Origin of the sequence: Escherichia sp. F1 (genome assembly GCF_046764225.1) — a bacterium.
In the GTDB taxonomy this organism is placed as follows: Bacteria; Pseudomonadota; Gammaproteobacteria; order Enterobacterales; family Enterobacteriaceae; genus Escherichia; species Escherichia coli.
Window position 1 is genome coordinate 2,707,762 of sequence record NZ_CP177202.1, and the last position, 22,054, is coordinate 2,729,815.

The following is a 22,054-nucleotide window of genomic DNA, read 5'->3' on the forward strand; positions in this document are numbered from 1 at the left end:
CGTCTGATATGCTTTTGTGCAACAGTGAGTCAGAACTTACATCTGACTCACTGATAGTAAAGTCTGTTTGAACTCGTCAGGCCTTAAGTAAACGACTCGACGTTTATCGGCCTGGCTTTGAGGCGCAACATACTACACTATCTTTATGGTTAAAGCTTGTTTCGATTAACGTCGATTTGGTTACCAACCACCACCGCCTCCGCCACCCGCACCGCCGCCAGCACCACCACCGGAATAGCTTCGCCCCAACAAACTGGTATAGGCCCCGCAACTCAGGTGCGTCTGCAATGAGAATAAAACGCCACTACGGGTTATTTCCGGGGCGCGAACAGCCGCTGCGAGTGATGGGGTGATACGTGCTGCCCATTCTCTGCCAAGGTTTGCCGAGACCGCCCAACCTAACAACGCGTAATCCAGTTTCCGTGTTTCCCCTTTCCGCCGCCGCCCACTGTGTGTTGCTGCCTCTTTACGCGCAAGATAGTTCACGATAGCTTCACCGTGGGCATAACGTTGCTGCCCAGTTTGGGTAAACTTTGGCAGAAAAATATACCCCATGCCAGTGAGATAACCGGTCAGGACAACAGCGCTAAAATAACCCGCTGGCATATACCAGTAAAAGAATACATCTCCGACATTGATATAGAGAGAATAAAAGGCCACGCCTGAACAAATCAGCGGTAAAAACAAAGTGATGATTACACGATTAACGCAAGGCTTGTCATCATCGCGGGCAAACAAAAGCTCAAGGGAACAAAATAAAAAAGGAAGAAGCCAGCAGATCATAATAAACATATCGCCAACCAGACTCATTCCTGCCCAACCTACGGGACTCAGGTTACCATAGAGAATGACCGCCAATATCTCCATTCCGCCCCATTGCAAAAACGTATCAGGCCGGTAAAACGAAGACTTTTTACGCGGCAGATAAAATTTCTGCATCCGTAAAAATGCCCTGCGTAAGACTCTGTTGCGTCTCCCCGTAAGAACGACCTTATCGCCTTTACGAAATAACGCTTCCAGTAATAACTGCTCTGCGGGCAGTAATACCGCATTATTTCTGGTCGCGCCTTCATTAACACGAATCAGGATTTGCTGGTTCTTATCATACTGATCTTCCAGATGAATTTTTCCTTTCACAATCAGATTTACGATATCGGCACAAAAACCTTTATCGTCGTAAACCAGCTTCGCATCGAGACGTAACATGCCGGGCGTGTAATCTGGCGGAATGACATCGGTTTCAATCACATCTACCGGCGTAAATTGCGGCCTGCGCTTCCAGAGATATAACCATCCACAAACCAGGAATAGACACGGAAACCAAATTAACAACGATGACGTGGAGGGTAAAAGAAGATGGCTGAAAATATTCGTCGTTTGTGGTGCTGGGGCATTACCAAGTAAAGCGTGAGGCCAGCGGTAGAGGACCGTGAAGTCTTCACGATAAAACGGATCGCGGGATTCAATTCTTCCGTCCTCAAGGATGCGGCCATTTCGATATGTGTCGCCCTCTTCTCCAGTAAAGAGATCAATTTCGCTAAATGGATTACCCGCCATATCAGGCAACTGGAGAGAAAATCGGGTCTTATAGATTTCAAACGGCCACTTGTTACCGGTCACGTTCCAGATTAACAGATCTGAATCTCCCTCACGCAGGAAAGCATTTTTAACCTGATAATGAATTTGATAATGATAGTCGCCTTGAGGCAAGAAACGTTGTTTATCGCCCACGACAATACTCATTAACCCGATATGCCAGTCAAGATGCCAGGGTTCAGGAATACCATCACGGGTGACGCCAACAATATGATAGTTCAGCAGTGCAGCGTCCCCATTAGGCTGCATCCATAGTCGTGGTAAATCACGATAAAATCCGTGCTTAATCTGCTGATTTCGCGCCTGAAAATGAATGTTCTCTTTGATGTCGAGCACCCCGTCCGGTTGCAGAGTGGCTTCAACATCAAAGAGCGAGATCCCTTCTTCATAAGAAGGGATCTCCGTGTTTTTCGGATAACTCAACGAAGAGAAAAAAAGCCCAACTATCAACAGCAAAATGCAGCGATATATCCCTGCCATAGTCTTCCATCCGTGGAACGCAATTTGTTATAAGAAAGGCTTCACATCACCTACGCCTTCACGCACCACGACCGGCGTATCATCAGTAAGATCGATAACCGTTGTTGGTTTCTGCCCGAGATAGCCGCCGTGAATAATCAAATCCACCTGTTTTTCCAGACGGTCTTTAATTTCTTCCGGATCGGATTCGGTAAATTCGCTGCCTGGCAGCATTAGCGAAGTGGAAAGCATCGGTTCGCCCAGTGCTTCAAGCAACGCCTGCGCAATCGGGTTAGAAGGCACACGCATACCGATTGTTTTGCGTTTTTCCTGCAACAGACGGCGTGGCACTTCCTTCGTCCCCTTCAGGATGAAGGTATAGTTGCCCGGCGTGTTGTTTTTCATTAAACGAAACGCAACGTTATCGACAAATGAATAGGTCGAGAGTTCAGAAAGATCGCGACACATCAGGGTAAAGTTGTGACCGTCCGGCAGCTGGCGAATACGACAAATACGCTCCATGGCGTTTTTATCTTCAATTTTACAGCCGAGCGCATAGCCGGAATCAGTTGGATAAACAATCACCCCGCCTTTACGCACGATCTCCACCGCCTGGTTGATCAGACGTTGCTGCGGGTTATCAGGATGAATATAAAAAAACTGGCTCATAATTCCCTCTCTGTGGTGTTCTGCGGCTGTTCCCATAGCTGCCAGACGCCTTCAACGCCTGCCGGCAGCCAGAGTTTACGACCCAGTTCGATCCACGGGCATGGCTGATGAAAATCAGATCCTTGTGATGCCCATAAATGATGCTGACGCGCAAGTGTGGCCAGCTGGGTGCGTTCATTGGGCGATTGCTGGCACTGCGCGACTTCCATCGCGTCGCCGTGGTGTTCGGCAAAATGCGCAACCAATCTTTTCAGCCATTTAGCACTAAGATTGTACCGCCCAGGATGAGCTAGCACCGCCTTACCGCCAGAATGATGAATGACATCAATAGCTTGTTCTATTGTACACCACTGTGGCGGAACGTATCCGGTTTTCCCGCGCGCCAGATATTTTTTAAAGACATCCGCCATTGAACTGGCTTTGCCGCACTCCACAAGGAAACGCGCAAAATGACCGCGCGTCACCGCACCGCCCTGCGCCAGTCGTTGCGCGCCTTCCAGCGCCCCAGGTATTTGCGCTTTTTCAAGTCTTTCGGCAATCAGCTGCGCCCGCTGATTGCGCCGTTCTGTCTGCTGCGCGAGGAACTCACACATTAGCGGATGAGTAATATCAATATTCAGCCCGACAATGTGAATTTCATGATTTTCCCAGACCGTGGAGATTTCCACGCCGGGAATAAGATTCAGCGCCAGTCCCGAACGTGAAATTTCCTCTCTTGCTGGTGAGATTGCAGCTGTGGTGTCATGGTCGGTGATCGCCAGGGTGCCGACGCGCATCTCGACTGCACGGTGCACCAATGCTTCTGGCGTCAGGCAGCCATCGGAAGCTGTGGTATGGCTGTGCAGGTCGTAAATCACTGCGTAATTCGTGTCGCTCAAGGCGCACTCCCGTTCTGGATAATGTTTTTTGCGCCGACATCATAACGGTTCTGGCAAATATTCTGAAATGAGCTGTTGACAATTAATCATCGAACCAGTTAACTAGTACGCAAGTTCACGTAAAAGGGTATCGACAATGAAAGCAATTTTCGTACTGAAAGGTTGGTGGCGCACTTCCTGAAACGGGCAGTGTATTCACCATGCGTAAAGCAATCAGATACCCAGCCCGCCTGATGAGCGGGCTTTTTTTTGAACAAAATTAGAGAATAACAATGCAAACACAAAAACCGACTCTCGAACTGCTAACCTGCGAAGGCGCTTATCGCGACAACCCGACTGCGCTTTTTCACCAGTTGTGTGGGCATCGTCCAGCAACGCTGCTGCTGGAATCCGCAGATATCGACAGCAAAGATGATTTAAAAAGCCTGCTGCTGATAGACAGTGCGCTGCGCATTACAGCATTAGGTGACACGGTCACAATTCAGGCACTTTCCGGCAATGGCGAAGCCCTGCTGGCACTACTGGATAACGCCCTGCCTGCGGGTGTGGAAAGTGAACAATCACCAAACTGCCGTGTGCTGCGCTTCCCCCCTGTCAGTCCACTGCTGGATGAAGACGCCCGCTTATGCTCCCTTTCGGTTTTTGACGCTTTCCGTTTATTGCAGGATCTGTTGAATGTACCGAAGGAAGAACGAGAAGCCATGTTCTTTGGCGGCCTGTTCTCTTATGACCTTGTGGCGGGATTTGAAGATTTACCACAACTGGCAGCGGAAAATAACTGTCCTGATTTCTGTTTTTATCTCGCTGAAACGCTGATGGTGATTGACCATCAGAAAAAAAGCACCCGCATTCAGGCCAGTCTTTTTGCTCCGAATGAAGAAGAAAAACAACGTCTCACTGCTCGCCTGAACGATCTTCGCCAGCAGCTGACCGAAACCGCGCCACCGCTGCCGGTGGTTTCCGTGCCGCATATGCATTGTGAATGTAACCAGAGCGATGAAGAGTTCGGTAGCGTAGTGCGTTTGTTGCAAAAAGCGATTCGCGCCGGAGAGATTTTCCAGGTGGTGCCATCTCGCCGTTTCTCACTACCCTGCCCGTCACCGCTGGCGGCCTATTACGTGCTGAAAAAGAGTAATCCCAGCCCGTACATGTTTTTTATGCAGGATAATGATTTCACCCTGTTTGGCGCGTCGCCGGAGAGCTCGCTCAAGTATGACGCCACCAGCCGCCAGATTGAGATCTACCCCATTGCCGGAACACGTCCACGCGGTCGTCGTGCCGATGGTTCGCTGGACAGAGACCTCGACAGCCGCATCGAACTGGAAATGCGTACCGATCATAAAGAGCTTTCTGAACATCTGATGCTGGTGGATCTCGCCCGTAATGACCTGGCGCGTATTTGCACCCCCGGCAGTCGCTATGTCGCCGATCTCACCAAAGTTGACCGTTATTCTTATGTGATGCATCTCGTCTCCCGCGTGGTCGGTGAGCTGCGCCACGATCTCGACGCCCTGCACGCTTACCGCGCCTGTATGAATATGGGCACGTTAAGCGGCGCGCCGAAAGTGCGCGCCATGCAGTTAATTGCCGGGGCGGAAGGTCGTCGCCGCGGCAGCTACGGCGGCGCGGTAGGTTATTTCACCGCGCATGGCGATCTCGACACCTGCATAGTGATCCGCTCGGCGCTGGTGGAAAACGGTATCGCCACCGTGCAAGCCGGTGCTGGCGTGGTACTTGATTCTGTTCCGCAGTCGGAAGCCGACGAAACACGTAATAAAGCCCGCGCTGTACTGCGCGCTATTGCCACCGCGCATCATGCACAGGAGACGTTCTGATGGCTGACATTCTGCTGCTCGATAATATCGACTCTTTTACTTACAACCTGGCAGATCAGTTGCGCAGCAATGGTCATAACGTGGTGATTTACCGCAACCATATTCCGGCGCAGACCTTAATTGAACGCCTGGCGACAATGAGCAATCCGGTGCTGATGCTTTCTCCTGGCCCCGGTGTGCCAAGCGAAGCCGGTTGTATGCCGGAACTCCTCACCCGCTTGCGTGGCAAGCTGCCAATTATTGGCATTTGCCTCGGTCATCAAGCGATTGTCGAAGCTTATGGGGGGTATGTCGGTCAGGCGGGCGAAATTCTTCACGGTAAAGCCTCCAGCATTGAACATGACGGTCAGGCGATGTTTGCCGGATTAACAAACCCGCTGCCAGTGGCGCGTTATCACTCGCTGGTTGGCAGTAACATTCCGGCCGGTTTAACCATCAACGCCCATTTTAATGGCATGGTGATGGCGGTGCGTCACGATGCAGATCGCGTTTGTGGATTCCAGTTCCATCCGGAATCCATTCTTACTACCCAGGGCGCTCGCCTGCTGGAACAAACATTGGCCTGGGCGCAGCAGAAACTGGAACCGACTAACACGCTGCAACCGATTCTGGAAAAACTGTATCAGGCGCAGACGCTTAGCCAACAAGAAAGCCACCAGCTGTTTTCAGCGGTGGTACGTGGCGAACTGAAACCGGAACAACTGGCGGCGGCGCTGGTGAGCATGAAAATTCGCGGCGAGCACCCGAACGAGATCGCCGGAGCAGCAACCGCGCTACTGGAAAACGCCGCGCCGTTCCCGCGCCCGGATTATCTGTTTGCTGATATCGTCGGTACTGGCGGTGACGGCAGTAACAGCATCAATATTTCTACCGCCAGTGCGTTTGTCGCCGCGGCCTGTGGGCTGAAAGTGGCGAAACACGGCAACCGTAGTGTCTCCAGTAAATCCGGTTCGTCGGATCTGCTGGCGGCATTCGGTATTAATCTTGATATGAACGCCGATAAATCGCGCCAGGCGCTGGATGAGTTAGGCGTCTGTTTCCTCTTTGCGCCGAAATATCACACCGGATTTCGCCACGCGATGCCGGTTCGCCAGCAACTGAAAACCCGCACCCTGTTCAACGTGCTGGGGCCACTGATTAACCCGGCGCATCCTCCGCTGGCGTTAATTGGTGTTTATAGTCCGGAACTGGTGCTACCGATTGCCGAAACCTTGCGCGTGCTGGGGTATCAACGCGCGGCAGTGGTGCACAGCGGCGGGATGGATGAAGTTTCATTACACGCGCCGACAATCGTTGCCGAACTGCATGACGGCGAAATTAAGAGCTATCAATTGACCGCTGAAGATTTTGGCCTGACACCCTACCACCAGGAGCAACTGGCAGGCGGAACACCGGAAGAAAACCGTGACATTTTAACACGTTTGTTACAAGGTAAAGGCGACGCCGCCCATGAAGCAGCCGTCGCGGCGAACGTCGCCATGTTAATGCGCCTGCATGGCCATGAAGATCTGCAAGCCAATGCGCAAACCGTTCTTGAGGTACTGCGCAGTGGTTCTGCTTACGACAGAGTCACCGCACTGGCGGCACGAGGGTAAATGATGCAAACCGTTTTAGCGAAAATCGTCGCAGACAAGGCGATTTGGGTAGAAGCCCGCAAACAGCAGCAACCGCTGGCCAGTTTTCAGAATGAGGTTCAGCCGAGCACGCGACATTTTTATGATGCGCTACAGGGTGCACGCACGGCGTTTATTCTGGAGTGTAAAAAAGCATCACCGTCAAAAGGCGTGATCCGCGATGATTTTGATCCGGCACGCATTGCCGCCATTTATAAACATTACGCTTCGGCAATTTCGGTGCTGACTGATGAGAAATATTTTCAGGGGAGCTTTGATTTCCTCCCCATCGTCAGCCAAATCGCCCCGCAGCCGATTTTATGTAAAGACTTCATTATCGATCCTTACCAGATCTATCTGGCGCGCTATTACCAGGCCGATGCCTGCTTATTAATGCTTTCAGTACTGGATGACGAACAATATCGCCAGCTTGCTGCCGTCGCCCACAGTCTGGAGATGGGTGTGCTGACCGAAGTCAGTAATGAAGAGGAACTGGAGCGTGCCATTGCATTGGGGGCAAAGGTCGTTGGCATCAACAACCGCGATCTGCGTGATTTGTCGATTGATCTCAACCGTACCCGCGAGCTTGCGCCGAAACTGGGGCACAACGTGACGGTAATCAGCGAATCCGGCATCAATACTTACGCTCAGGTGCGCGAGTTAAGCCACTTCGCTAACGGTTTTCTGATTGGTTCGGCGTTGATGGCCCATGACGATTTGAACGCCGCCGTGCGCCGGGTGTTGCTGGGTGAGAATAAAGTATGTGGCCTGACGCGTGGGCAAGATGCTAAAGCAGCTTATGACGCGGGCGCGATTTACGGTGGGTTGATTTTTGTTGCGACATCACCGCGTTGCGTCAACGTTGAACAGGCGCAGGAAGTGATGGCTGCGGCACCGTTGCAGTATGTTGGCGTGTTCCGCAATCACGATATTGCCGATGTGGTGGACAAAGCTAAGGTGTTATCGCTGGCGGCAGTGCAACTGCATGGTAATGAAGATCAGCTGTATATCGATACGCTGCGTGAAGCTCTGCCAGCACACGTTGCCATCTGGAAAGCATTAAGCGTCGGTGAAACCCTGCCCGCCCGCGAGCTTCAGCACGTTGATAAATATGTTTTAGACAACGGCCAGGGTGGAAGCGGTCAACGTTTCGACTGGTCACTGTTAAACGGTCAATCGCTTGGCAACGTTCTGCTGGCGGGGGGCTTAGGCGCAGATAACTGCGTGGAAGCGGCACAAACCGGCTGCGCCGGACTTGATTTTAATTCTGCTGTAGAGTCGCAACCGGGCATCAAAGACGCACGTCTTTTGGCCTCGGTTTTCCAGACGCTGCGCGCATATTAAGGAAAGGAACAATGACAACATTACTTAACCCGTATTTTGGTGAGTTTGGCGGCATGTACGTGCCACAAATCCTGATGCCTGCTCTGCGCCAGCTGGAAGAAGCTTTTGTCAGCGCGCAAAAAGATCCTGAATTTCAGGCTCAGTTCAACGACCTGCTGAAAAACTATGCCGGGCGTCCAACCGCACTCACCAAATGCCAGAACATTACGGCTGGCACTAACACCACGCTGTATCTCAAGCGCGAAGATTTGCTGCACGGCGGCGCGCATAAAACCAACCAGGTGCTCGGCCAGGCTTTGCTGGCGAAGCGGATGGGTAAAACGGAAATCATCGCCGAAACCGGAGCCGGTCAGCATGGCGTGGCGTCGGCCCTTGCCAGCGCCCTGCTCGGCCTGAAATGTCGCATTTATATGGGTGCCAAAGACGTCGAGCGCCAGTCGCCTAACGTTTTTCGTATGCGCTTAATGGGTGCGGAAGTGATCCCGGTGCATAGCGGTTCCGCGACGCTGAAAGATGCCTGTAATGAGGCGCTACGCGACTGGTCCGGCAGTTATGAAACCGCGCACTATATGCTGGGCACCGCGGCTGGCCCGCATCCTTACCCGACCATTGTGCGTGAGTTTCAGCGAATGATTGGCGAAGAAACGAAAGCGCAGATTCTGGAAAGAGAAGGTCGCCTGCCGGATGCGGTTATCGCCTGTGTTGGCGGCGGTTCGAATGCCATCGGCATGTTTGCTGATTTTATCAACGAAACCGACGTCGGCCTGATTGGTGTCGAACCAGGCGGTCACGGTATCGAAACTGGCGAGCACGGCGCACCGTTAAAACACGGTCGCGTGGGCATCTATTTCGGTATGAAAGCGCCGATGATGCAAACCGAAGACGGACAGATTGAAGAATCTTACTCCATCTCCGCCGGACTGGATTTCCCGTCTGTCGGCCCACAACACGCGTATCTTAACAGCACTGGACGCGCTGATTACGTGTCAATTACCGATGATGAAGCACTGGAAGCCTTCAAAACGCTGTGCCTGCACGAAGGGATTATCCCGGCGCTGGAGTCCTCCCACGCCCTGGCCCATGCGCTGAAAATGATGCACGAAAACCCGGAAAAAGAGCAGCTACTGGTGGTTAACCTTTCCGGTCGCGGCGATAAAGACATCTTCACCGTTCACGATATTTTGAAAGCACGAGGGGAAATCTGATGGAACGCTACGAATCTCTGTTTGCCCAGTTGAAGGAGCGCAAAGAAGGCGCATTCGTTCCTTTCGTCACGCTCGGTGATCCGGGCATTGAGCAGTCGCTGAAAATTATCGATGCGCTAATTGAAGCCGGTGCTGACGCGCTGGAGTTAGGCATCCCCTTCTCCGACCCGCTGGCAGATGGCCCGACGATTCAAAACGCCACACTGCGTGCTTTTGCGGCGGGAGTAACCCCGGCGCAGTGCTTTGAGATGCTGGCACTGATTCGCCAGAAGCACCCGACCATTCCCATCGGCCTGCTGATGTATGCCAACCTGGTGTTTAACAAAGGCATTGATGAGTTTTACGCCGAGTGCGAGAAAGTCGGCGTCGATTCGGTGCTGGTTGCCGATGTGCCAGTTGAAGAGTCCGCGCCCTTCCGCCAGGCCGCGTTGCGTCATAATGTCGCACCTATCTTTATTTGCCCGCCGAATGCCGACGATGATTTGCTGCGCCAGATAGCCTCCTACGGTCGTGGATACACCTATTTATTGTCACGTGCGGGCGTGACCGGCGCAGAAAACCGCGCCGCGTTACCCCTCAATCATCTGGTCACGAAGCTGAAAGAATACAATGCTGCGCCTCCATTGCAGGGCTTTGGTATTTCCGCCCCGGATCAGGTAAAAGCAGCGATTGATGCAGGAGCTGCGGGCGCGATTTCTGGTTCGGCCATCGTTAAAATCATCGAGCAACATATTAATGAGCCAGAGAAAATGCTGGCGGCACTAAAAGCTTTTGTACAACCGATGAAAGCGGCGACGCGCAGTTAATCCCACAGCCGCCAGTTCCGCTGGCGGCATTTTAACTTTCTTTAACGAAGCTGGAAAAATCCTAAATTCATTTATTATTTATCTTTTTACCGTTTAGCTTACCCCTGTCGAACGTCAACTTACGTCATTTTTCCGCCCAACAGTAATATAATCAAACAAATTAATCCCGCAATATAACACCAGTGAAATCAATAATTTTCTCTAAGTCACTTATTCCTCAGACAATTGTTAATATATCCAGAATGTTCCTCAAAATATATTCCCCCTCTTTCTTCTCGTTGCGCTTAATTTGACTAATTTTCATTAGCGACTAATTTTAATGAGTGTCGACACACAACACTCATATTAATGAAACAATGCAACGCAACGGGAGAAATAACATGGCCGAACATCGTGGTGGTTCAGGAAATTTCACCGAAGACCGTGAAAAGGCATCCGACGCTGGCCGTAAAGGCGGTCAGCATAGCGGCGGTAATTTTAAAAATGATCCGCAACGCGCATCTGAAGCGGGTAAAAAAGGCGGTCAACAAAGCGGTGGTAATAAATCAGGCAAATCCTGATTCACCGTTAATTATTAATATCAGCTGATAAAGATAATTGCATCTGCGGGCCGTATGGCTCGCAGTGATTTCACTGGAGAAAAATATGAATATGAAGACCATTGAAGATGTATTTATTCACCTGCTTTCAGATACCTACAGCGCAGAAAAACAATTAACCCGGGCACTGGCAAAACTCGCAAGAGCAACATCAAACGAAAAATTAAGTCAGGCTTTTCATGCGCACCTCGAGGAAACTCATGGACAGATTGAACGTATTGATCAAGTTGTGGAGTCCGAATCGAACCTGAAAATTAAGCGCATGAAATGTGTGGCAATGGAAGGTCTCATTGATGAAGCTAATGAGGTCATCGAAAGCACCGAGAAAAACGAAGTGCGTGATGCCGCACTGATTGCCGCTGCACAGAAGGTCGAGCACTATGAGATCGCCAGTTACGGGACCTTAGCAACGCTGGCTGAACAATTAGGTTATCGTAAAGCAGAGAAGCTTCTGAAAGAAACCCTGGAAGAAGAAAAGGCCACCGACATCAAATTGACTGATCTGGCACTTAATAACGTAAATAAGAAAGCCGAAAATAAAGCCTGAAATATGAACTTTAACTTTTAGTCATTTTATAAAGAGGACATTTTCATGAATCATATTGAACATTATCATGACTGGTTACGTGACGCCCACGCAATGGAAAAGCAAGCCGAATCTATGCTTGAATCCATGGCTAGTCGTATAGATAATTATCCTGAACTACGCGCTCGTATTGAACAACATCTTAGTGAAACCAAAAACCAGATTGTTCAACTGGAAACTATTCTTGATCGTAATGACATTTCACGTTCAGTCATTAAAGATTCGATGAGTAAAATGGCTGCGCTTGGGCAGTCAATCGGTGGTATATTCCCTTCTGATGAAATAGTCAAAGGCTCTATTAGCGGATATGTCTTCGAGCAATTTGAAATCGCCTGTTACACCTCACTATTAGCAGCAGCAAAAAATGCCGGTGATACAGCTTCAATTCCAACCATCGAAGCGATTTTAAATGAGGAAAAGCAAATGGCCGACTGGCTGATTCAGCATATTCCGCAAACAACTGAGAAATTTTTAATTCGCTCTGAAACTGATGGCGTAGAAGCGAAGAAATAATACCCTTTATGCCATGTCCTTATTGACCCCGTATATTACGGGGTCGTTTTTGTGCGGAATTAAAAACGATATCCTGCTGAGAACATAAACACCCACGGATCGAGGCGTACGCTATCGTGTTGCTGTGCACCGCCCAGCTTATAATTGGCGGTGGTATCGATATCCATGTACCACACTGACATGTTAACCAACCAGTCACGGTTAATCAGATAATCAACCCCCACCTGCCCGGCAGCTCCCCAGGAATCTTTCAGACTGAGATCGGAAAGCCCCGCCTCTTTGCCATGATCGTTAAATCCATTATCAAAGAAGGTGGTGTAGTTAATACCTGCCCCAACGTAAGGACGGAATTTGCTGCTGGCATCACCAAAATACCACTGCGCCATCAGTGTTGGCGGCAGATGATGAACGGTTGCAATATCGCCGGTCGCCCGGGTGCCGATTTTATGGCGGAACGGCGTCGCTGCCAGCAATTCCACACCAATGTTATCGGTCGCCATATAAGTAAACGTCAGGCCCAGTTGCGTGTTATTGGTCACGCTGAATCCACCCAGACTTCCTAACGTACCACCAGCACCTTCTGTTGGACGTACGGTTGCAGACCCTGCACGCATAAAAAATTCGCCTGCTTCATGCGCATAGGCACTGCCAGAGAGAAGAGTTGTTACTGCCAAAGCCGCCACTGTTAACTTTTTCATATCCGCTCCGTCGTTATGGTTATAAAAACGTGACGAATATACCTACATTGGAGTAACAAATGATCCTACATAGATCACATTACATATGATAATTCACCATTTATTGATCTGGATTAATTTAGAAGTTGCATTGAGAATCCTGGTTAATGTGATTTAAATCAATTTTTAAATATTTTCGCTACGCAAATGTTAACTCGATCGCCACTTGCCGCGATTTGCCCACGTCTGAAGGCCAGCAATTACCTCCGCTTTACAAAGATATGCTTTTCCATACAAGACCTGATGCTGCCACCCGAGGCTTAACCAGGGTACAATTGCCCGCTAATTAACACCTGCATAAAACTCAAGGAGAGTGCATGTCTATCACGGCGCAGTCCGTATACCGTGACACCGGAAATTTCTTCCGTAATCAATTTATGACCATTCTGTTGGTATCGTTGCTATGTGCGTTTATCACAGTGGTGTTAGGGCATGTTTTCTCACCAAGTGATGCACAGCTTGCGCAGCTCAATGACGGCGTGCCCGTTAGCGGCAGTAGTGGGTTGTTCGACCTGGTTCAGAATATGTCACCGGAACAGCAACAAATTTTGCTACAGGCTTCAGCGGCGTCCACTTTTTCAGGATTAATCGGTAACGCCATTCTCGCCGGAGGCGTAATATTAATTATCCAGCTGGTGTCTGCGGGTCAGAGAGTCAGTGCGCTGCGAGCTATTGGTGCCAGTGCGCCGATATTGCCAAAGTTATTTATTCTGATTTTTCTGACTACCCTTTTAGTACAGATTGGCATCATGCTGGTGGTCGTTCCGGGAATTATCATGGCCATTTTACTGGCTCTGGCACCGGTGATGTTGGTACAGGACAAAATGGGCATTTTTGCCTCGATGCGTAGCAGTATGCGGCTGACATGGGCGAATATGCGTCTGGTGGCACCCGCAGTACTGAGCTGGTTGCTGGCAAAAACACTGTTGCTGCTTTTTGCCTCTTCTTTTGCCGCATTAACCCCGGAAATTGGTGCCGTACTGGCGAACACCTTGAGCAACCTGATTTCAGCCGTACTGCTCATCTATCTGTTCCGCCTGTATATGTTGATTCGCCAATAACCTTAAGCATTTGATTACGGAATCGTAAAATGAAGCAGTTTCTTGATTTTTTACCGCTGGTTGTCTTTTTCGCGTTTTACAAGATTTATGACATCTATGCGGCTACTGCGGCGCTGATCGTCGCCACGGCGATTGTGCTTATCTATAGCTGGGTTCGCTTTCGTAAGGTTGAGAAGATGGCCCTGATCACTTTTGTTCTGGTGGTCGTCTTCGGTGGCTTGACCCTGTTCTTCCACAATGATGAGTTTATAAAATGGAAGGTTACTGTCATTTATGCCCTGTTTGCAGGTGCCCTGTTAGTCAGCCAATGGGTGATGAAAAAGCCGCTAATTCAGCGGATGCTGGGTAAAGAACTCACGCTGCCGCAACCGGTATGGTCGAAGCTGAATCTGGCCTGGGCTGTTTTCTTTATCCTTTGCGGTCTGGCAAACATCTACATCGCATTCTGGCTGCCGCAAAATATTTGGGTCAACTTTAAAGTGTTTGGCCTGACCGCTCTTACCTTAATCTTCACATTGTTAAGCGGTATCTATATCTACCGCCACATGCCGCAGGAAGATAAATCCTAACCAGACTGCCAGTCCTTCGGGGCTGGCGCTGTATCTCCTCTGTTCTCCTCAGGAAAATCATAGTAGCATCGCGCCTGTGATTTTCCTTTTAAGTCGGTTTTACCATGTCTACAACACATAACGTCCCTCAGGGCGATCTTGTTTTACGTACTTTAGCCATGCCCGCCGATACCAATGCCAATGGTGACATCTTTGGTGGTTGGTTAATGTCACAAATGGATATTGGCGGCGCTATTCTGGCGAAAGAAATTGCCCACGGTCGCGTAGTGACCGTGCGGGTTGAAGGAATGACTTTCTTACGGCCGGTTGCGGTCGGCGATGTGGTGTGCTGCTATGCACGCTGTGTCCAGAAAGGGACGACATCGGTCAGCATTAATATTGAAGTGTGGGTGAAAAAAGTCGCGTCTGAACCCATCGGGCAACGCTATAAAGCGACAGAAGCATTATTTAAGTATGTCGCGGTTGATCCTGAAGGAAAACCTCGCGCCTTACCTGTTGAGTAATAATCAAAAGCCTCCGGTCGGAGGCTTTTGACTTTATGCTTACTGAATTTCGGTGGTGCCGTTAATTTTAAACAGGATATTCACCACAATCCCACTGCCTGGCTTACCCGGCTCATAACGCCATCTGCGCATCGCATTTTTCACCTCACGCTCAAACATGTTCGCAGGCTTGGCTGAGAGGATTTGTACGTTATCCACGCGACCATCCGGCGTGACGTCAAATTTAACTTTAACCTGCCCTTCAATGCGCAATGCCTGTGCTCGTGCCGGATACTGCGGCTGATTACGGCTTAATGCGCGTGGTCCTGAAGCCACACTGGTAACCGGCTTGCTGGTTGCAGCCGTTGCTGTACTTGATGTCGGGCGTGCCGGTGCCGTATTTTCAAACGGTGATGCCGGACGCGACTCTACGGGTTTGACATCGCGTTTTGGCTGCTCCTGTACCTTTTTCACCGGCTTCGGTTTTGGCTTAGGTTTCGGCTTCGGCTTTTCAATGACCACCGGTGCTTCTTTTGGCGGTTCGGGGATCGGCTCAGGTTCCGGTTCTGGTTCTACCACCGGCTCCGGTGGCGGCTGAACGGCTTGTGGCGGTTCGAGATCCGCAGGCGCAACCATCGTGACAGAAATTGGCTGCGCAGGCGCAGGTAGTTCAATAACCTGATGTACCGAGGTATAGAGCAGACCCGCCACAACAGCACCATGAATGCAGACCGAAAGTAACGTCGGCCAGGGGAAGCGGCGAGGTAAATCAAGGGTCATTGAAGTCATAATCATTTCAGTAGAAAAACCAGGCCTCGATTTTAAATGCAAATAGCAATCATATTCAATAAGGCAAGACGATCAGGATCAGTGAAAATGTCATTTTTGGCGTAATTGACCTTACTTTTTAAATGGTCTTAACAAAGACATCATCTTTCCGTTGCAGATCTTCGCCCTTTCAAATAACGTACTTTACAACTTTCCCGAACAAGGAGTTGTGCCCGTGTTGTATGTTATTTACGCTCAAGACAAAGCTGATAGCCTCGAAAAACGCCTTTCCGTTCGTCCGGCACATTTAGCACGTTTACAGTTACTGCATGATGAAGGTCGTTTGTTGACCGCCGGTCCAATGCCAGCAGTAGACAGTAACGATCCAGGGGCTGCGGGATTTACTGGCTCAACCGTTATTGCTGAATTTGAATCGCTGGAAGCAGCTCAGGCCTGGGCCGATGCTGACCCGTACGTAGCGGCAGGAGTCTATGAACACGTTTCAGTGAAACCATTTAAGAAAGTGTTCTGAATAGAGATTCAATATTTAAGGGCACGGTTTTTGCAACCGTGTTCTTAGGTCAGTCATTGCATTTACCACCACAAGCAGATAATAACTTTATCTGTATTTCTTTATATGATGTGAGCATATTCAGGAAAAATGCTCTTTCCTGACGCAGAGTTGCTCACTCAAAACCTTTGATTACTGCGGATAAAGTCATCTACTATTGTTTAACACATTCACGCGCTGCATGTATGTTCAGAAAATGTGCACGCTAAGATAATTAAACAAAATTGTGGTTACAGAGGTATCAGTGAGTCACTGGGCTACATTCAAACAAACAGCAACTAATTTATGGGTGACCCTACGGCACGACATTCTCGCGCTGGCCGTCTTTTTAAATGGATTGCTTATTTTTAAAACAATCTATGGTATGTCGGTCAATTTGCTTGATATTTTCCATATCAAAGCATTTTCAGAGTTGGATCTCTCCTTGCTGGCAAACGCCCCACTCTTTATGCTCGGCGTCTTTCTTGTCCTGAACTCCATTGGCTTACTGTTCCGGGCAAAGCTCGCATGGGCAATCAGTATCATTTTGTTGTTGATAGCGCTAATTTACACCCTGCATTTTTATCCCTGGCTGAAATTTAGTATTGGATTTTGCATTTTTACGCTGGTGTTTTTGCTGATACTGCGCAAAGACTTCTCCCACAGTAGCGCCGCAGCCGGGACAATTTTCGCATTTATTAGTTTCACGACGTTACTGTTTTACTCCACCTACGGTGCGCTTTATTTAAGCGAAGGTTTTAATCCGCGAATAGAAAGTTTGATGACCGCGTTCTATTTTTCGATAGAAACCATGTCAACCGTCGGCTATGGCGATATTGTCCCTGTTTCTGAATCAGCACGATTGTTCACTATTTCGGTCATTATTTCCGGCATTACCGTTTTTGCCACCTCCATGACCTCAATTTTTGGTCCGCTTATCCGCGGGGGATTCAACAAACTTGTAAAAGGAAACAATCATACAATGCATCGTAAAGATCATTTTATTGTTTGCGGACATTCGATTCTCGCCATCAATACAATCCTGCAACTGAATCAACGCGGACAAAACGTAACGGTTATCAGCAACTTGCCTGAAGATGATATCAAGCAACTTGAGCAACGCTTAGGCGATAACGCTGATGTTATCCCCGGTGACAGTAATGACAGTTCAGTATTAAAGAAAGCGGGAATCGATCGTTGCCGGGCCATTCTGGCGCTGAGTGATAACGATGCAGATAACGCGTTTGTTGTACTCTCGGCAAAAGATATGAGCAGTGATGTCAAAACAGTTCTCGCCGTCAGTGATAGCAAAAACCTGAATAAGATTAAGATGGTACATCCGGATATCATTCTCTCGCCGCAACTGTTTGGCAGCGAAATTCTGGCGCGAGTTTTAAATGGTGAAGAGATTAATAATGATATGCTCGTTTCAATGTTGTTGAACTCCGGTCATGGCATTTTCAGCGATAACGATGAACAAGAAACGAAAGCTGACAATAAAGAATCGGCGCAAAAATAGAGTTTAAAGATGGAAGAGTAAACTTAATGGGCACCGCAATGGTGCCCAGAACATTTAGATATTGTAGATCGCAAACAATAACGAGTTACGCTGTTTGTTTAGAATGCACTTCCTGATGCTGTGGATACGCATATTTCGGCGCGACTGCCCCTCAAGCCAACGCGATTTACGTCGGCTAGCCTGACGCTGCATGCGCCAGCGCCCCACTTCCGTTCTACTCCGCTTCATGTTAACTACTCTATGCAATAACAGAATGGTCATTATACCCCCGCCCCCGACGCTGACCAGTGCTTTTCCCGCGTTTTTATTTGCCAGATGAATCCATATGCGTAAACTCATAACAATGCGCTTTCAAAAGGATTTCTAATCTATGACAACCGTTTATACGTTGGTGAGTTGGTTGGCCATTCTGGGATACTGGTTGCTCATTGCAGGCGTAACTTTACGCATTCTAATGAAACGACGCGCAGTTCCCTCCGCGATGGCCTGGCTGTTGATTATTTACATTCTGCCGTTAGTCGGAATTATTGCCTATCTTGCCGTTGGCGAGCTCCATTTAGGCAAACGCCGCGCTGAGCGCGCCAGAGCGATGTGGCCTTCCACCGCAAAATGGCTTAACGACCTTAAAGCCTGTAAGCATATCTTCGCCGAAGAAAATAGCAGTGTCGCTGCGCCATTATTCAAGCTTTGCGAGCGTCGTCAGGGGATCGCAGGGGTCAAAGGGAATCAGCTACAACTGATGACCGAGTCAGATGATGTGATGCAGGCGTTAATCCGCGACATCCAGCTCGCGCGCCATAATATTGAGATGGTGTTTTATATCTGGCAGCCCGGCGGCATGGCGGACCAGGTGGCTGAATCATTAATGGCCGCTGCGCGACGCGGCATTCACTGCCGATTGATGCTCGACTCCGCCGGGAGTGTGGCTTTTTTCCGCAGCCCCTGGCCCGAGCTAATGCGTAATGCCGGTATTGAAGTGGTCGAAGCCTTAAAGGTCAATCTGATGCGTGTGTTTTTACGCCGTATGGACCTGCGCCAACATCGCAAGATGATCATGATCGATAATTACATCGCGTACACCGGCAGCATGAATATGGTCGACCCTCGCTACTTCAAACAGGATGCGGGTGTAGGGCAATGGATTGATCTGATGGCGCGTATGGAAGGTCCCATCGCTACCGCGATGGGGATTATTTATTCCTGCGACTGGGAGATTGAAACCGGGAAACGTATTCTGCCGCCACCACCAGATGTCAATATTATGCCGTTTGAGCAGGCCAGCGGTCACACCATTCACACAATTGCTTCTGGCCCCGGCTTTCCGGAAGATCTCATTCACCAGGCATTACTGACTGCGGCTTATTCGGCACGTGAATATTTGATCATGACGACGCCCTACTTTGTGCCCAGCGATGATTTACTTCATGCGATTTGCACGGCGGCGCAGCGCGGGGTGGATGTCAGTATTATCCTTCCGCGAAAAAATGATTCAATGCTGGTTGGCTGGGCCAGTCGCGCGTTCTTTACGGAACTGCTGGCTGCTGGGGTTAAAATTTATCAGTTTGAAGGCGGGTTATTGCATACCAAGAGCGTGCTGGTCGATGGCGAATTAAGTCTGGTTGGTACCGTTAACCTTGATATGCGTAGTCTGTGGCTGAATTTCGAGATTACCCTGGCAATCGACGATAAAGGGTTTGGTGCTGACCTCGCCGCCGTTCAGGACGATTATATTTCGCGTTCTCGTCTGCTCGATGCCCGTTTATGGCTAAAACGCCCATTATGGCAACGTGTCGCCGAGCGACTGTTTTACTTCTTCAGCCCGTTGCTGTAAAACGTCGCCAACAGAGGTTAAACAGGTAGTGACTATGGATATGGATCTAAACAATCGCCTGACTGAAGATGAAACGCTTGAGCAGGCCTACGATATTTTTCTCGAACTGGCTGCCGACAATCTCGATCCAGCTGATGTTCTGCTGTTCAATCTTCAGTTTGAAGAGCGCGGCGGCGCGGAGTTATTCGATCCGGCGGAAGACTGGCAGGAACATGTTGATTTCGATTTGAACCCGGACTTTTTTGCCGAAGTGGTGATTGGTCTGGCGGACAGTGAAGATGGTGAAATCAACGATGTTTTCGCCCGCATTCTGTTATGCCGCGAAAAAGATCACAAACTTTGCCATATCATCTGGCGGGAATAAATAATCATTTTCGGCGTGAAAAAGGGCTGACAACTGTCAGCCCTTATTGTGTTTAAAGCGGATCGACTTTCAGGCAAGAAACGGCGTGTCTGAAACTCCCCTCCAGCACAGGACGTGTTTTGGCACACTCCGGACCGGCAATCGGGCAACGGGTACGGAAAACACAACCGGAAGGCGGGTTGATCGGCGACGGTAATTCCCCTTCCAGTAACTGGATGGTTTTGTTCTTCTCCAGATCCGGATCAGGTATGGGGACTGCCGACATCAATGCCCTGGTGTAAGGATGTAGCGGATTGTGATAGACCTCATCATAGGTCCCCAGTTCTACCGCATGGCCGAGATACATCACTAACACACGATCGGAAATGTGTTTTACCACGGCCAGGTCGTGAGCGATAAAAATTAATGACAATCCCATCTCGCGTTGCAGCTGCTGGAGCAGGTTGACCACCTGCGCCTGAATTGACACGTCCAGCGCCGACACCGGCTCATCACAGATAATCAGCTTCGGTTCAAGAATAAGTGCACGAGCAATCCCGATACGCTGGCACTGCCCACCGGAAAACTCATGCGGATAGCGGTTAATCAGGTTAGGCAATAACCCGACTTTCAGCATCATCGCCTTCACGCGCTCGCGAACTTCCTGGCGTGACATTTTCGGATGATAGGTACGCAGTGGTTCAGCGATGATCTCGCCGATGGTCATACGTGGGTTTAGCGATGCCAATGGATCCTGGAAAATCATCTGAATATCACTGCGAACGGCACGCCATTCATCGGGCTTCATGCCCAGCAACTCTTTACCTAACCAGGCAACATGACCGTCGGTCGCCTTGACCAAACCAATGATGGCGCGAGCAAAGGTGGACTTACCGCATCCCGATTCCCCTACCACACCTAATGTTTCCCCTTCATACAGGCGAAGAGTGACACCATCGACGGCTTTGAGCGTTTTCGGCGGTTGCCAGAACCACTGTTTGCCATCTTTGATTTCAAAGTGCACTTTCAGATCGGCGATTTCGAGGAGGACTTTTCTTCCTTCGGTTACAGCATTCATAACAGTTCCTCCACCGGTTTAAAGCAAGCACGCAGACGGCCAGGCGTAAACTCTTCCAGCGGCGGTGCGCTACTACAAATTTCCATCGCATGCGGACAACGTGGCTGGAACGGGCAACCTTTCGGTAATCGCAGCAGGTTTGGCGGATTACCAGGGATGGTCAACATTGTTTCACCTTCCGCATCGAGACGCGGCACCGCGTTGAGCAAACCGATAGAATAAGGATGAACGGGTTGATAAAAGACATCGCGCGCATTGCCATATTCCATCGTGCGCCCGGCGTACATTACCAGCACTTTGTCGCAGATCCCCGCCACCACGCCAAGATCGTGGGTGATCATAATGATGGCAGTATTAAATTCCCGCTTTAGCTCATTCAATAGCGTCATGATCTGCGCCTGTACGGTGACGTCCAGCGCAGTAGTGGGTTCATCCGCAATCAGCAGCTTAGGTCGACATAGCAATGCCATCGCAATCATGACTCGCTGACGCATGCCACCAGAAAATTCATGCGGGTACATTTTCATGCGTTTACGTGCTTCCGGCATTTTTACCGCATCGAGCATCCGCACCGACTCTTCAAACGCCTCAGCTTTGCTCATGTTCTTATGCAGCATCAGCACTTCCATCAACTGCTCACCGACGCGCATATAGGGATTCAACGAAGTCATTGGGTCCTGAAAAATCATTGAGATTTGTTCAGCGCGCAGTTTATTGAGTTCATGCTCTGGCAAATTGAGGATTTCACGCCCATTGAAGGTTGCCGATCCGCCAATACGTCCGTTGGCAGCCAACAGGCCCATCAACGCAAATGCAGTTTGCGATTTACCCGAACCAGACTCACCTACAATGCCCAGCGTTTCTCCGGCACGTAGGGAAAAATTCAAATCATTGACCGCCGTGACGTCGCCGTCCGGGGTACTAAAGGTGACACGCAAATCTTTCACGTTCAGCAGTGCGTCAGCCTGTTGTTGTGCGAGCGGCACAGTTGCAGTTTCAATTACGCTCATGGC

At 49.7% G+C, this 22,054-nt stretch carries 24 protein-coding genes, 1 pseudogene and 1 other annotated feature; of the genes and pseudogenes, 17 read left to right on the plus strand and 8 right to left on the minus strand.

Going from position 1 to position 22,054, the window contains the following annotated elements:
• Positions 1-180 precede the first annotated feature (180 nt).
• Genes ACK8NJ_RS13105 through rnm form a run of 3 tightly spaced genes read right to left on the minus strand, consistent with a single transcriptional unit; the run spans position 181 to position 3,602 of the window.
• Positions 181-2,076 (minus strand): DUF2207 domain-containing protein, encoded by a 1,896-nt coding sequence (locus ACK8NJ_RS13105; RefSeq protein ID WP_411961689.1) that lies wholly within the window; start codon positions 2,074-2,076, stop codon positions 181-183.
• A 27-nt stretch (positions 2,077-2,103) separates the two neighbouring features.
• A complete protein-coding gene (locus ACK8NJ_RS13110; RefSeq protein WP_001295575.1) occupies positions 2,104-2,724 on the minus strand; it encodes an L-threonylcarbamoyladenylate synthase in 621 nt (206 codons plus the stop codon).
• Positions 2,721-3,602 carry an RNase RNM gene (rnm, locus tag ACK8NJ_RS13115; RefSeq protein WP_001285692.1) on the minus strand — a complete coding sequence of 294 codons (882 nt, stop codon included), beginning with the start codon at positions 3,600-3,602 and terminating at the stop codon, positions 2,721-2,723. Before rnm ends, ACK8NJ_RS13110 begins: the two co-directional genes overlap by 4 nt.
• 136 nt (positions 3,603-3,738) lie before the next feature.
• On the opposite strand from rnm, the gene trpL reads away from it, so the two are divergent.
• The 9 genes from trpL (at position 3,739) to ACK8NJ_RS13160 (ending at position 12,103) form a co-directional block, all read left to right on the plus strand.
• A complete protein-coding gene (trpL, locus tag ACK8NJ_RS13120; RefSeq protein WP_001700591.1) occupies positions 3,739-3,783 on the plus strand; it encodes a trp operon leader peptide in 45 nt (14 codons plus the stop codon).
• Positions 3,760-3,853 (plus strand) — a sequence feature (Trp leader region). (Overlaps the previous gene by 24 nt.)
• A 21-nt stretch (positions 3,854-3,874) precedes the next feature.
• Positions 3,875-5,437: an anthranilate synthase component I gene (gene trpE / locus ACK8NJ_RS13125; RefSeq protein WP_411961690.1), complete on the plus strand. Its 1,563-nt coding sequence runs from the start codon at positions 3,875-3,877 to the stop codon at positions 5,435-5,437.
• The gene (gene trpD, locus ACK8NJ_RS13130) at positions 5,437-7,032 is read left to right on the plus strand and encodes a bifunctional anthranilate synthase glutamate amidotransferase component TrpG/anthranilate phosphoribosyltransferase TrpD (protein ID WP_000763524.1); all 1,596 of its coding nucleotides are present in this window, start codon (positions 5,437-5,439) and stop codon (positions 7,030-7,032) included. The genes trpE and trpD overlap by 1 nt, the downstream gene beginning before the upstream one ends.
• On the plus strand, positions 7,033-8,394 hold the full coding sequence (trpCF, locus tag ACK8NJ_RS13135) for a bifunctional indole-3-glycerol-phosphate synthase TrpC/phosphoribosylanthranilate isomerase TrpF (RefSeq protein ID WP_073268445.1): 1,362 nt from the start codon (positions 7,033-7,035) through the stop codon (positions 8,392-8,394).
• A gap of 11 nt (positions 8,395-8,405) precedes the next feature.
• Positions 8,406-9,599 (plus strand): tryptophan synthase subunit beta, encoded by a 1,194-nt coding sequence (gene trpB, locus ACK8NJ_RS13140; RefSeq protein WP_000209512.1) that lies wholly within the window; start codon positions 8,406-8,408, stop codon positions 9,597-9,599.
• Positions 9,599-10,405, plus strand: a complete 807-nt coding sequence (gene trpA / locus ACK8NJ_RS13145) for a tryptophan synthase subunit alpha (RefSeq protein ID WP_001559009.1) — start codon at positions 9,599-9,601, stop codon at positions 10,403-10,405. Before trpB ends, trpA begins: the two co-directional genes overlap by 1 nt.
• Positions 10,406-10,785: 380 nt before the next feature.
• Positions 10,786-10,965, plus strand: coding sequence for a general stress protein (locus ACK8NJ_RS13150; protein WP_089646683.1), 180 nt, complete (start codon positions 10,786-10,788; stop codon positions 10,963-10,965).
• Between the two features lie 85 nt (positions 10,966-11,050).
• Complete coding sequence (locus ACK8NJ_RS13155; protein ID WP_083575820.1) at positions 11,051-11,551, plus strand: ferritin-like domain-containing protein; 501 nt, start codon at positions 11,051-11,053, stop codon at positions 11,549-11,551.
• Positions 11,552-11,596: 45 nt separating this feature from the next.
• Positions 11,597-12,103, plus strand: a complete 507-nt coding sequence (locus ACK8NJ_RS13160) for a ferritin-like domain-containing protein (protein ID WP_097485065.1) — start codon at positions 11,597-11,599, stop codon at positions 12,101-12,103.
• 59 nt (positions 12,104-12,162) lie between these two features.
• Here the strand turns inward: ACK8NJ_RS13160 and ompW are convergent, their stop codons facing one another.
• Entirely contained in the window at positions 12,163-12,801 is a 639-nt protein-coding gene (gene ompW, locus ACK8NJ_RS13165; RefSeq protein WP_000737245.1) for an outer membrane protein OmpW, read from the minus strand.
• 239 nt (positions 12,802-13,040) lie between these two features.
• Between ompW and ACK8NJ_RS13170 the strand changes: the two are divergent.
• The 4 genes and pseudogenes from ACK8NJ_RS13170 to yciA all read left to right on the plus strand — a co-directional run.
• Positions 13,041-13,130 (plus strand): annotated as a pseudogene (locus tag ACK8NJ_RS13170) (YkgJ family cysteine cluster protein); the annotation flags it as partial.
• Positions 13,131-13,157: 27 nt separating this feature from the next.
• On the plus strand, positions 13,158-13,901 hold the full coding sequence (locus ACK8NJ_RS13175) for a YciC family protein (RefSeq protein WP_000028541.1): 744 nt from the start codon (positions 13,158-13,160) through the stop codon (positions 13,899-13,901).
• A gap of 29 nt (positions 13,902-13,930) precedes the next feature.
• Positions 13,931-14,470: a septation protein A gene (locus ACK8NJ_RS13180; protein WP_000808667.1), complete on the plus strand. Its 540-nt coding sequence runs from the start codon at positions 13,931-13,933 to the stop codon at positions 14,468-14,470.
• A gap of 104 nt (positions 14,471-14,574) precedes the next feature.
• On the plus strand, positions 14,575-14,973 hold the full coding sequence (yciA, locus tag ACK8NJ_RS13185; protein ID WP_000108160.1) for an acyl-CoA thioester hydrolase YciA: 399 nt from the start codon (positions 14,575-14,577) through the stop codon (positions 14,971-14,973).
• 39 nt (positions 14,974-15,012) lie between these two features.
• Here yciA and tonB read toward each other — a convergent pair whose 3' ends face one another.
• Complete coding sequence (tonB, locus tag ACK8NJ_RS13190; RefSeq protein WP_000171276.1) at positions 15,013-15,732, minus strand: TonB system transport protein TonB; 720 nt, start codon at positions 15,730-15,732, stop codon at positions 15,013-15,015.
• A gap of 223 nt (positions 15,733-15,955) precedes the next feature.
• On the opposite strand from tonB, the gene ACK8NJ_RS13195 reads away from it, so the two are divergent.
• Together ACK8NJ_RS13195 and kch are read left to right on the plus strand one after the other, a co-directional pair.
• Entirely contained in the window at positions 15,956-16,252 is a 297-nt protein-coding gene (locus tag ACK8NJ_RS13195) for a YciI family protein (protein WP_000967595.1), read from the plus strand.
• A 283-nt stretch (positions 16,253-16,535) separates the two neighbouring features.
• On the plus strand, positions 16,536-17,789 hold the full coding sequence (gene kch / locus ACK8NJ_RS13200; RefSeq protein ID WP_001306570.1) for a voltage-gated potassium channel protein: 1,254 nt from the start codon (positions 16,536-16,538) through the stop codon (positions 17,787-17,789).
• Positions 17,790-17,843: 54 nt separating this feature from the next.
• Here kch and ACK8NJ_RS13205 read toward each other — a convergent pair whose 3' ends face one another.
• On the minus strand, positions 17,844-18,017 hold the full coding sequence (locus tag ACK8NJ_RS13205; RefSeq protein ID WP_001309467.1) for a YciY family protein: 174 nt from the start codon (positions 18,015-18,017) through the stop codon (positions 17,844-17,846).
• A 142-nt stretch (positions 18,018-18,159) separates the two neighbouring features.
• Here ACK8NJ_RS13205 and cls point away from each other — a divergent pair, with 142 nt between their 5' ends.
• Positions 18,160-19,620 (plus strand): cardiolipin synthase, encoded by a 1,461-nt coding sequence (gene cls, locus ACK8NJ_RS13210; RefSeq protein ID WP_000214516.1) that lies wholly within the window; start codon positions 18,160-18,162, stop codon positions 19,618-19,620.
• 34 nt (positions 19,621-19,654) lie between these two features.
• On the plus strand, positions 19,655-19,984 hold the full coding sequence (locus ACK8NJ_RS13215) for an HI1450 family dsDNA-mimic protein (protein ID WP_000366959.1): 330 nt from the start codon (positions 19,655-19,657) through the stop codon (positions 19,982-19,984).
• Between the two features lie 52 nt (positions 19,985-20,036).
• On the opposite strand, the gene oppF is transcribed toward ACK8NJ_RS13215, so the two are convergent.
• Together oppF and oppD are read right to left on the minus strand one after the other, a co-directional pair.
• Positions 20,037-21,041, minus strand: a complete 1,005-nt coding sequence (gene oppF, locus ACK8NJ_RS13220) for a murein tripeptide/oligopeptide ABC transporter ATP-binding protein OppF (protein ID WP_000994905.1) — start codon at positions 21,039-21,041, stop codon at positions 20,037-20,039.
• Positions 21,038-22,051, minus strand: a complete 1,014-nt coding sequence (gene oppD / locus ACK8NJ_RS13225) for a murein tripeptide/oligopeptide ABC transporter ATP-binding protein OppD (protein ID WP_000110945.1) — start codon at positions 22,049-22,051, stop codon at positions 21,038-21,040. The genes oppF and oppD overlap by 4 nt, the downstream gene beginning before the upstream one ends.
• Positions 22,052-22,054: the final 3 nt, after the last annotated feature.

Coding starts and splice junctions, on each gene's coding strand:
- tonB (WP_000171276.1), bottom strand. CDS start 15,732: ATGACCCTTGATTTACCTCGCCGCTTCCCCTGGCCGACGTTACTTTCG.
- cls (WP_000214516.1), top strand. CDS start 18,160: ATGACAACCGTTTATACGTTGGTGAGTTGGTTGGCCATTCTGGGATAC.
- ACK8NJ_RS13215 (WP_000366959.1), top strand. CDS start 19,655: ATGGATATGGATCTAAACAATCGCCTGACTGAAGATGAAACGCTTGAG.
- ACK8NJ_RS13175 (WP_000028541.1), top strand. CDS start 13,158: ATGTCTATCACGGCGCAGTCCGTATACCGTGACACCGGAAATTTCTTC.
- ACK8NJ_RS13205 (WP_001309467.1), bottom strand. CDS start 18,017: ATGAAGCGGAGTAGAACGGAAGTGGGGCGCTGGCGCATGCAGCGTCAG.
- yciA (WP_000108160.1), top strand. CDS start 14,575: ATGTCTACAACACATAACGTCCCTCAGGGCGATCTTGTTTTACGTACT.
- trpE (WP_411961690.1), top strand. CDS start 3,875: ATGCAAACACAAAAACCGACTCTCGAACTGCTAACCTGCGAAGGCGCT.
- trpA (WP_001559009.1), top strand. CDS start 9,599: ATGGAACGCTACGAATCTCTGTTTGCCCAGTTGAAGGAGCGCAAAGAA.
- ACK8NJ_RS13155 (WP_083575820.1), top strand. CDS start 11,051: ATGAATATGAAGACCATTGAAGATGTATTTATTCACCTGCTTTCAGAT.
- ompW (WP_000737245.1), bottom strand. CDS start 12,801: ATGAAAAAGTTAACAGTGGCGGCTTTGGCAGTAACAACTCTTCTCTCT.
- ACK8NJ_RS13110 (WP_001295575.1), bottom strand. CDS start 2,724: ATGAGCCAGTTTTTTTATATTCATCCTGATAACCCGCAGCAACGTCTG.
- trpB (WP_000209512.1), top strand. CDS start 8,406: ATGACAACATTACTTAACCCGTATTTTGGTGAGTTTGGCGGCATGTAC.
- trpCF (WP_073268445.1), top strand. CDS start 7,033: ATGATGCAAACCGTTTTAGCGAAAATCGTCGCAGACAAGGCGATTTGG.
- ACK8NJ_RS13180 (WP_000808667.1), top strand. CDS start 13,931: ATGAAGCAGTTTCTTGATTTTTTACCGCTGGTTGTCTTTTTCGCGTTT.
- oppF (WP_000994905.1), bottom strand. CDS start 21,041: ATGAATGCTGTAACCGAAGGAAGAAAAGTCCTCCTCGAAATCGCCGAT.
- ACK8NJ_RS13160 (WP_097485065.1), top strand. CDS start 11,597: ATGAATCATATTGAACATTATCATGACTGGTTACGTGACGCCCACGCA.
- ACK8NJ_RS13150 (WP_089646683.1), top strand. CDS start 10,786: ATGGCCGAACATCGTGGTGGTTCAGGAAATTTCACCGAAGACCGTGAA.
- trpD (WP_000763524.1), top strand. CDS start 5,437: ATGGCTGACATTCTGCTGCTCGATAATATCGACTCTTTTACTTACAAC.
- ACK8NJ_RS13105 (WP_411961689.1), bottom strand. CDS start 2,076: ATGGCAGGGATATATCGCTGCATTTTGCTGTTGATAGTTGGGCTTTTT.
- oppD (WP_000110945.1), bottom strand. CDS start 22,051: ATGAGCGTAATTGAAACTGCAACTGTGCCGCTCGCACAACAACAGGCT.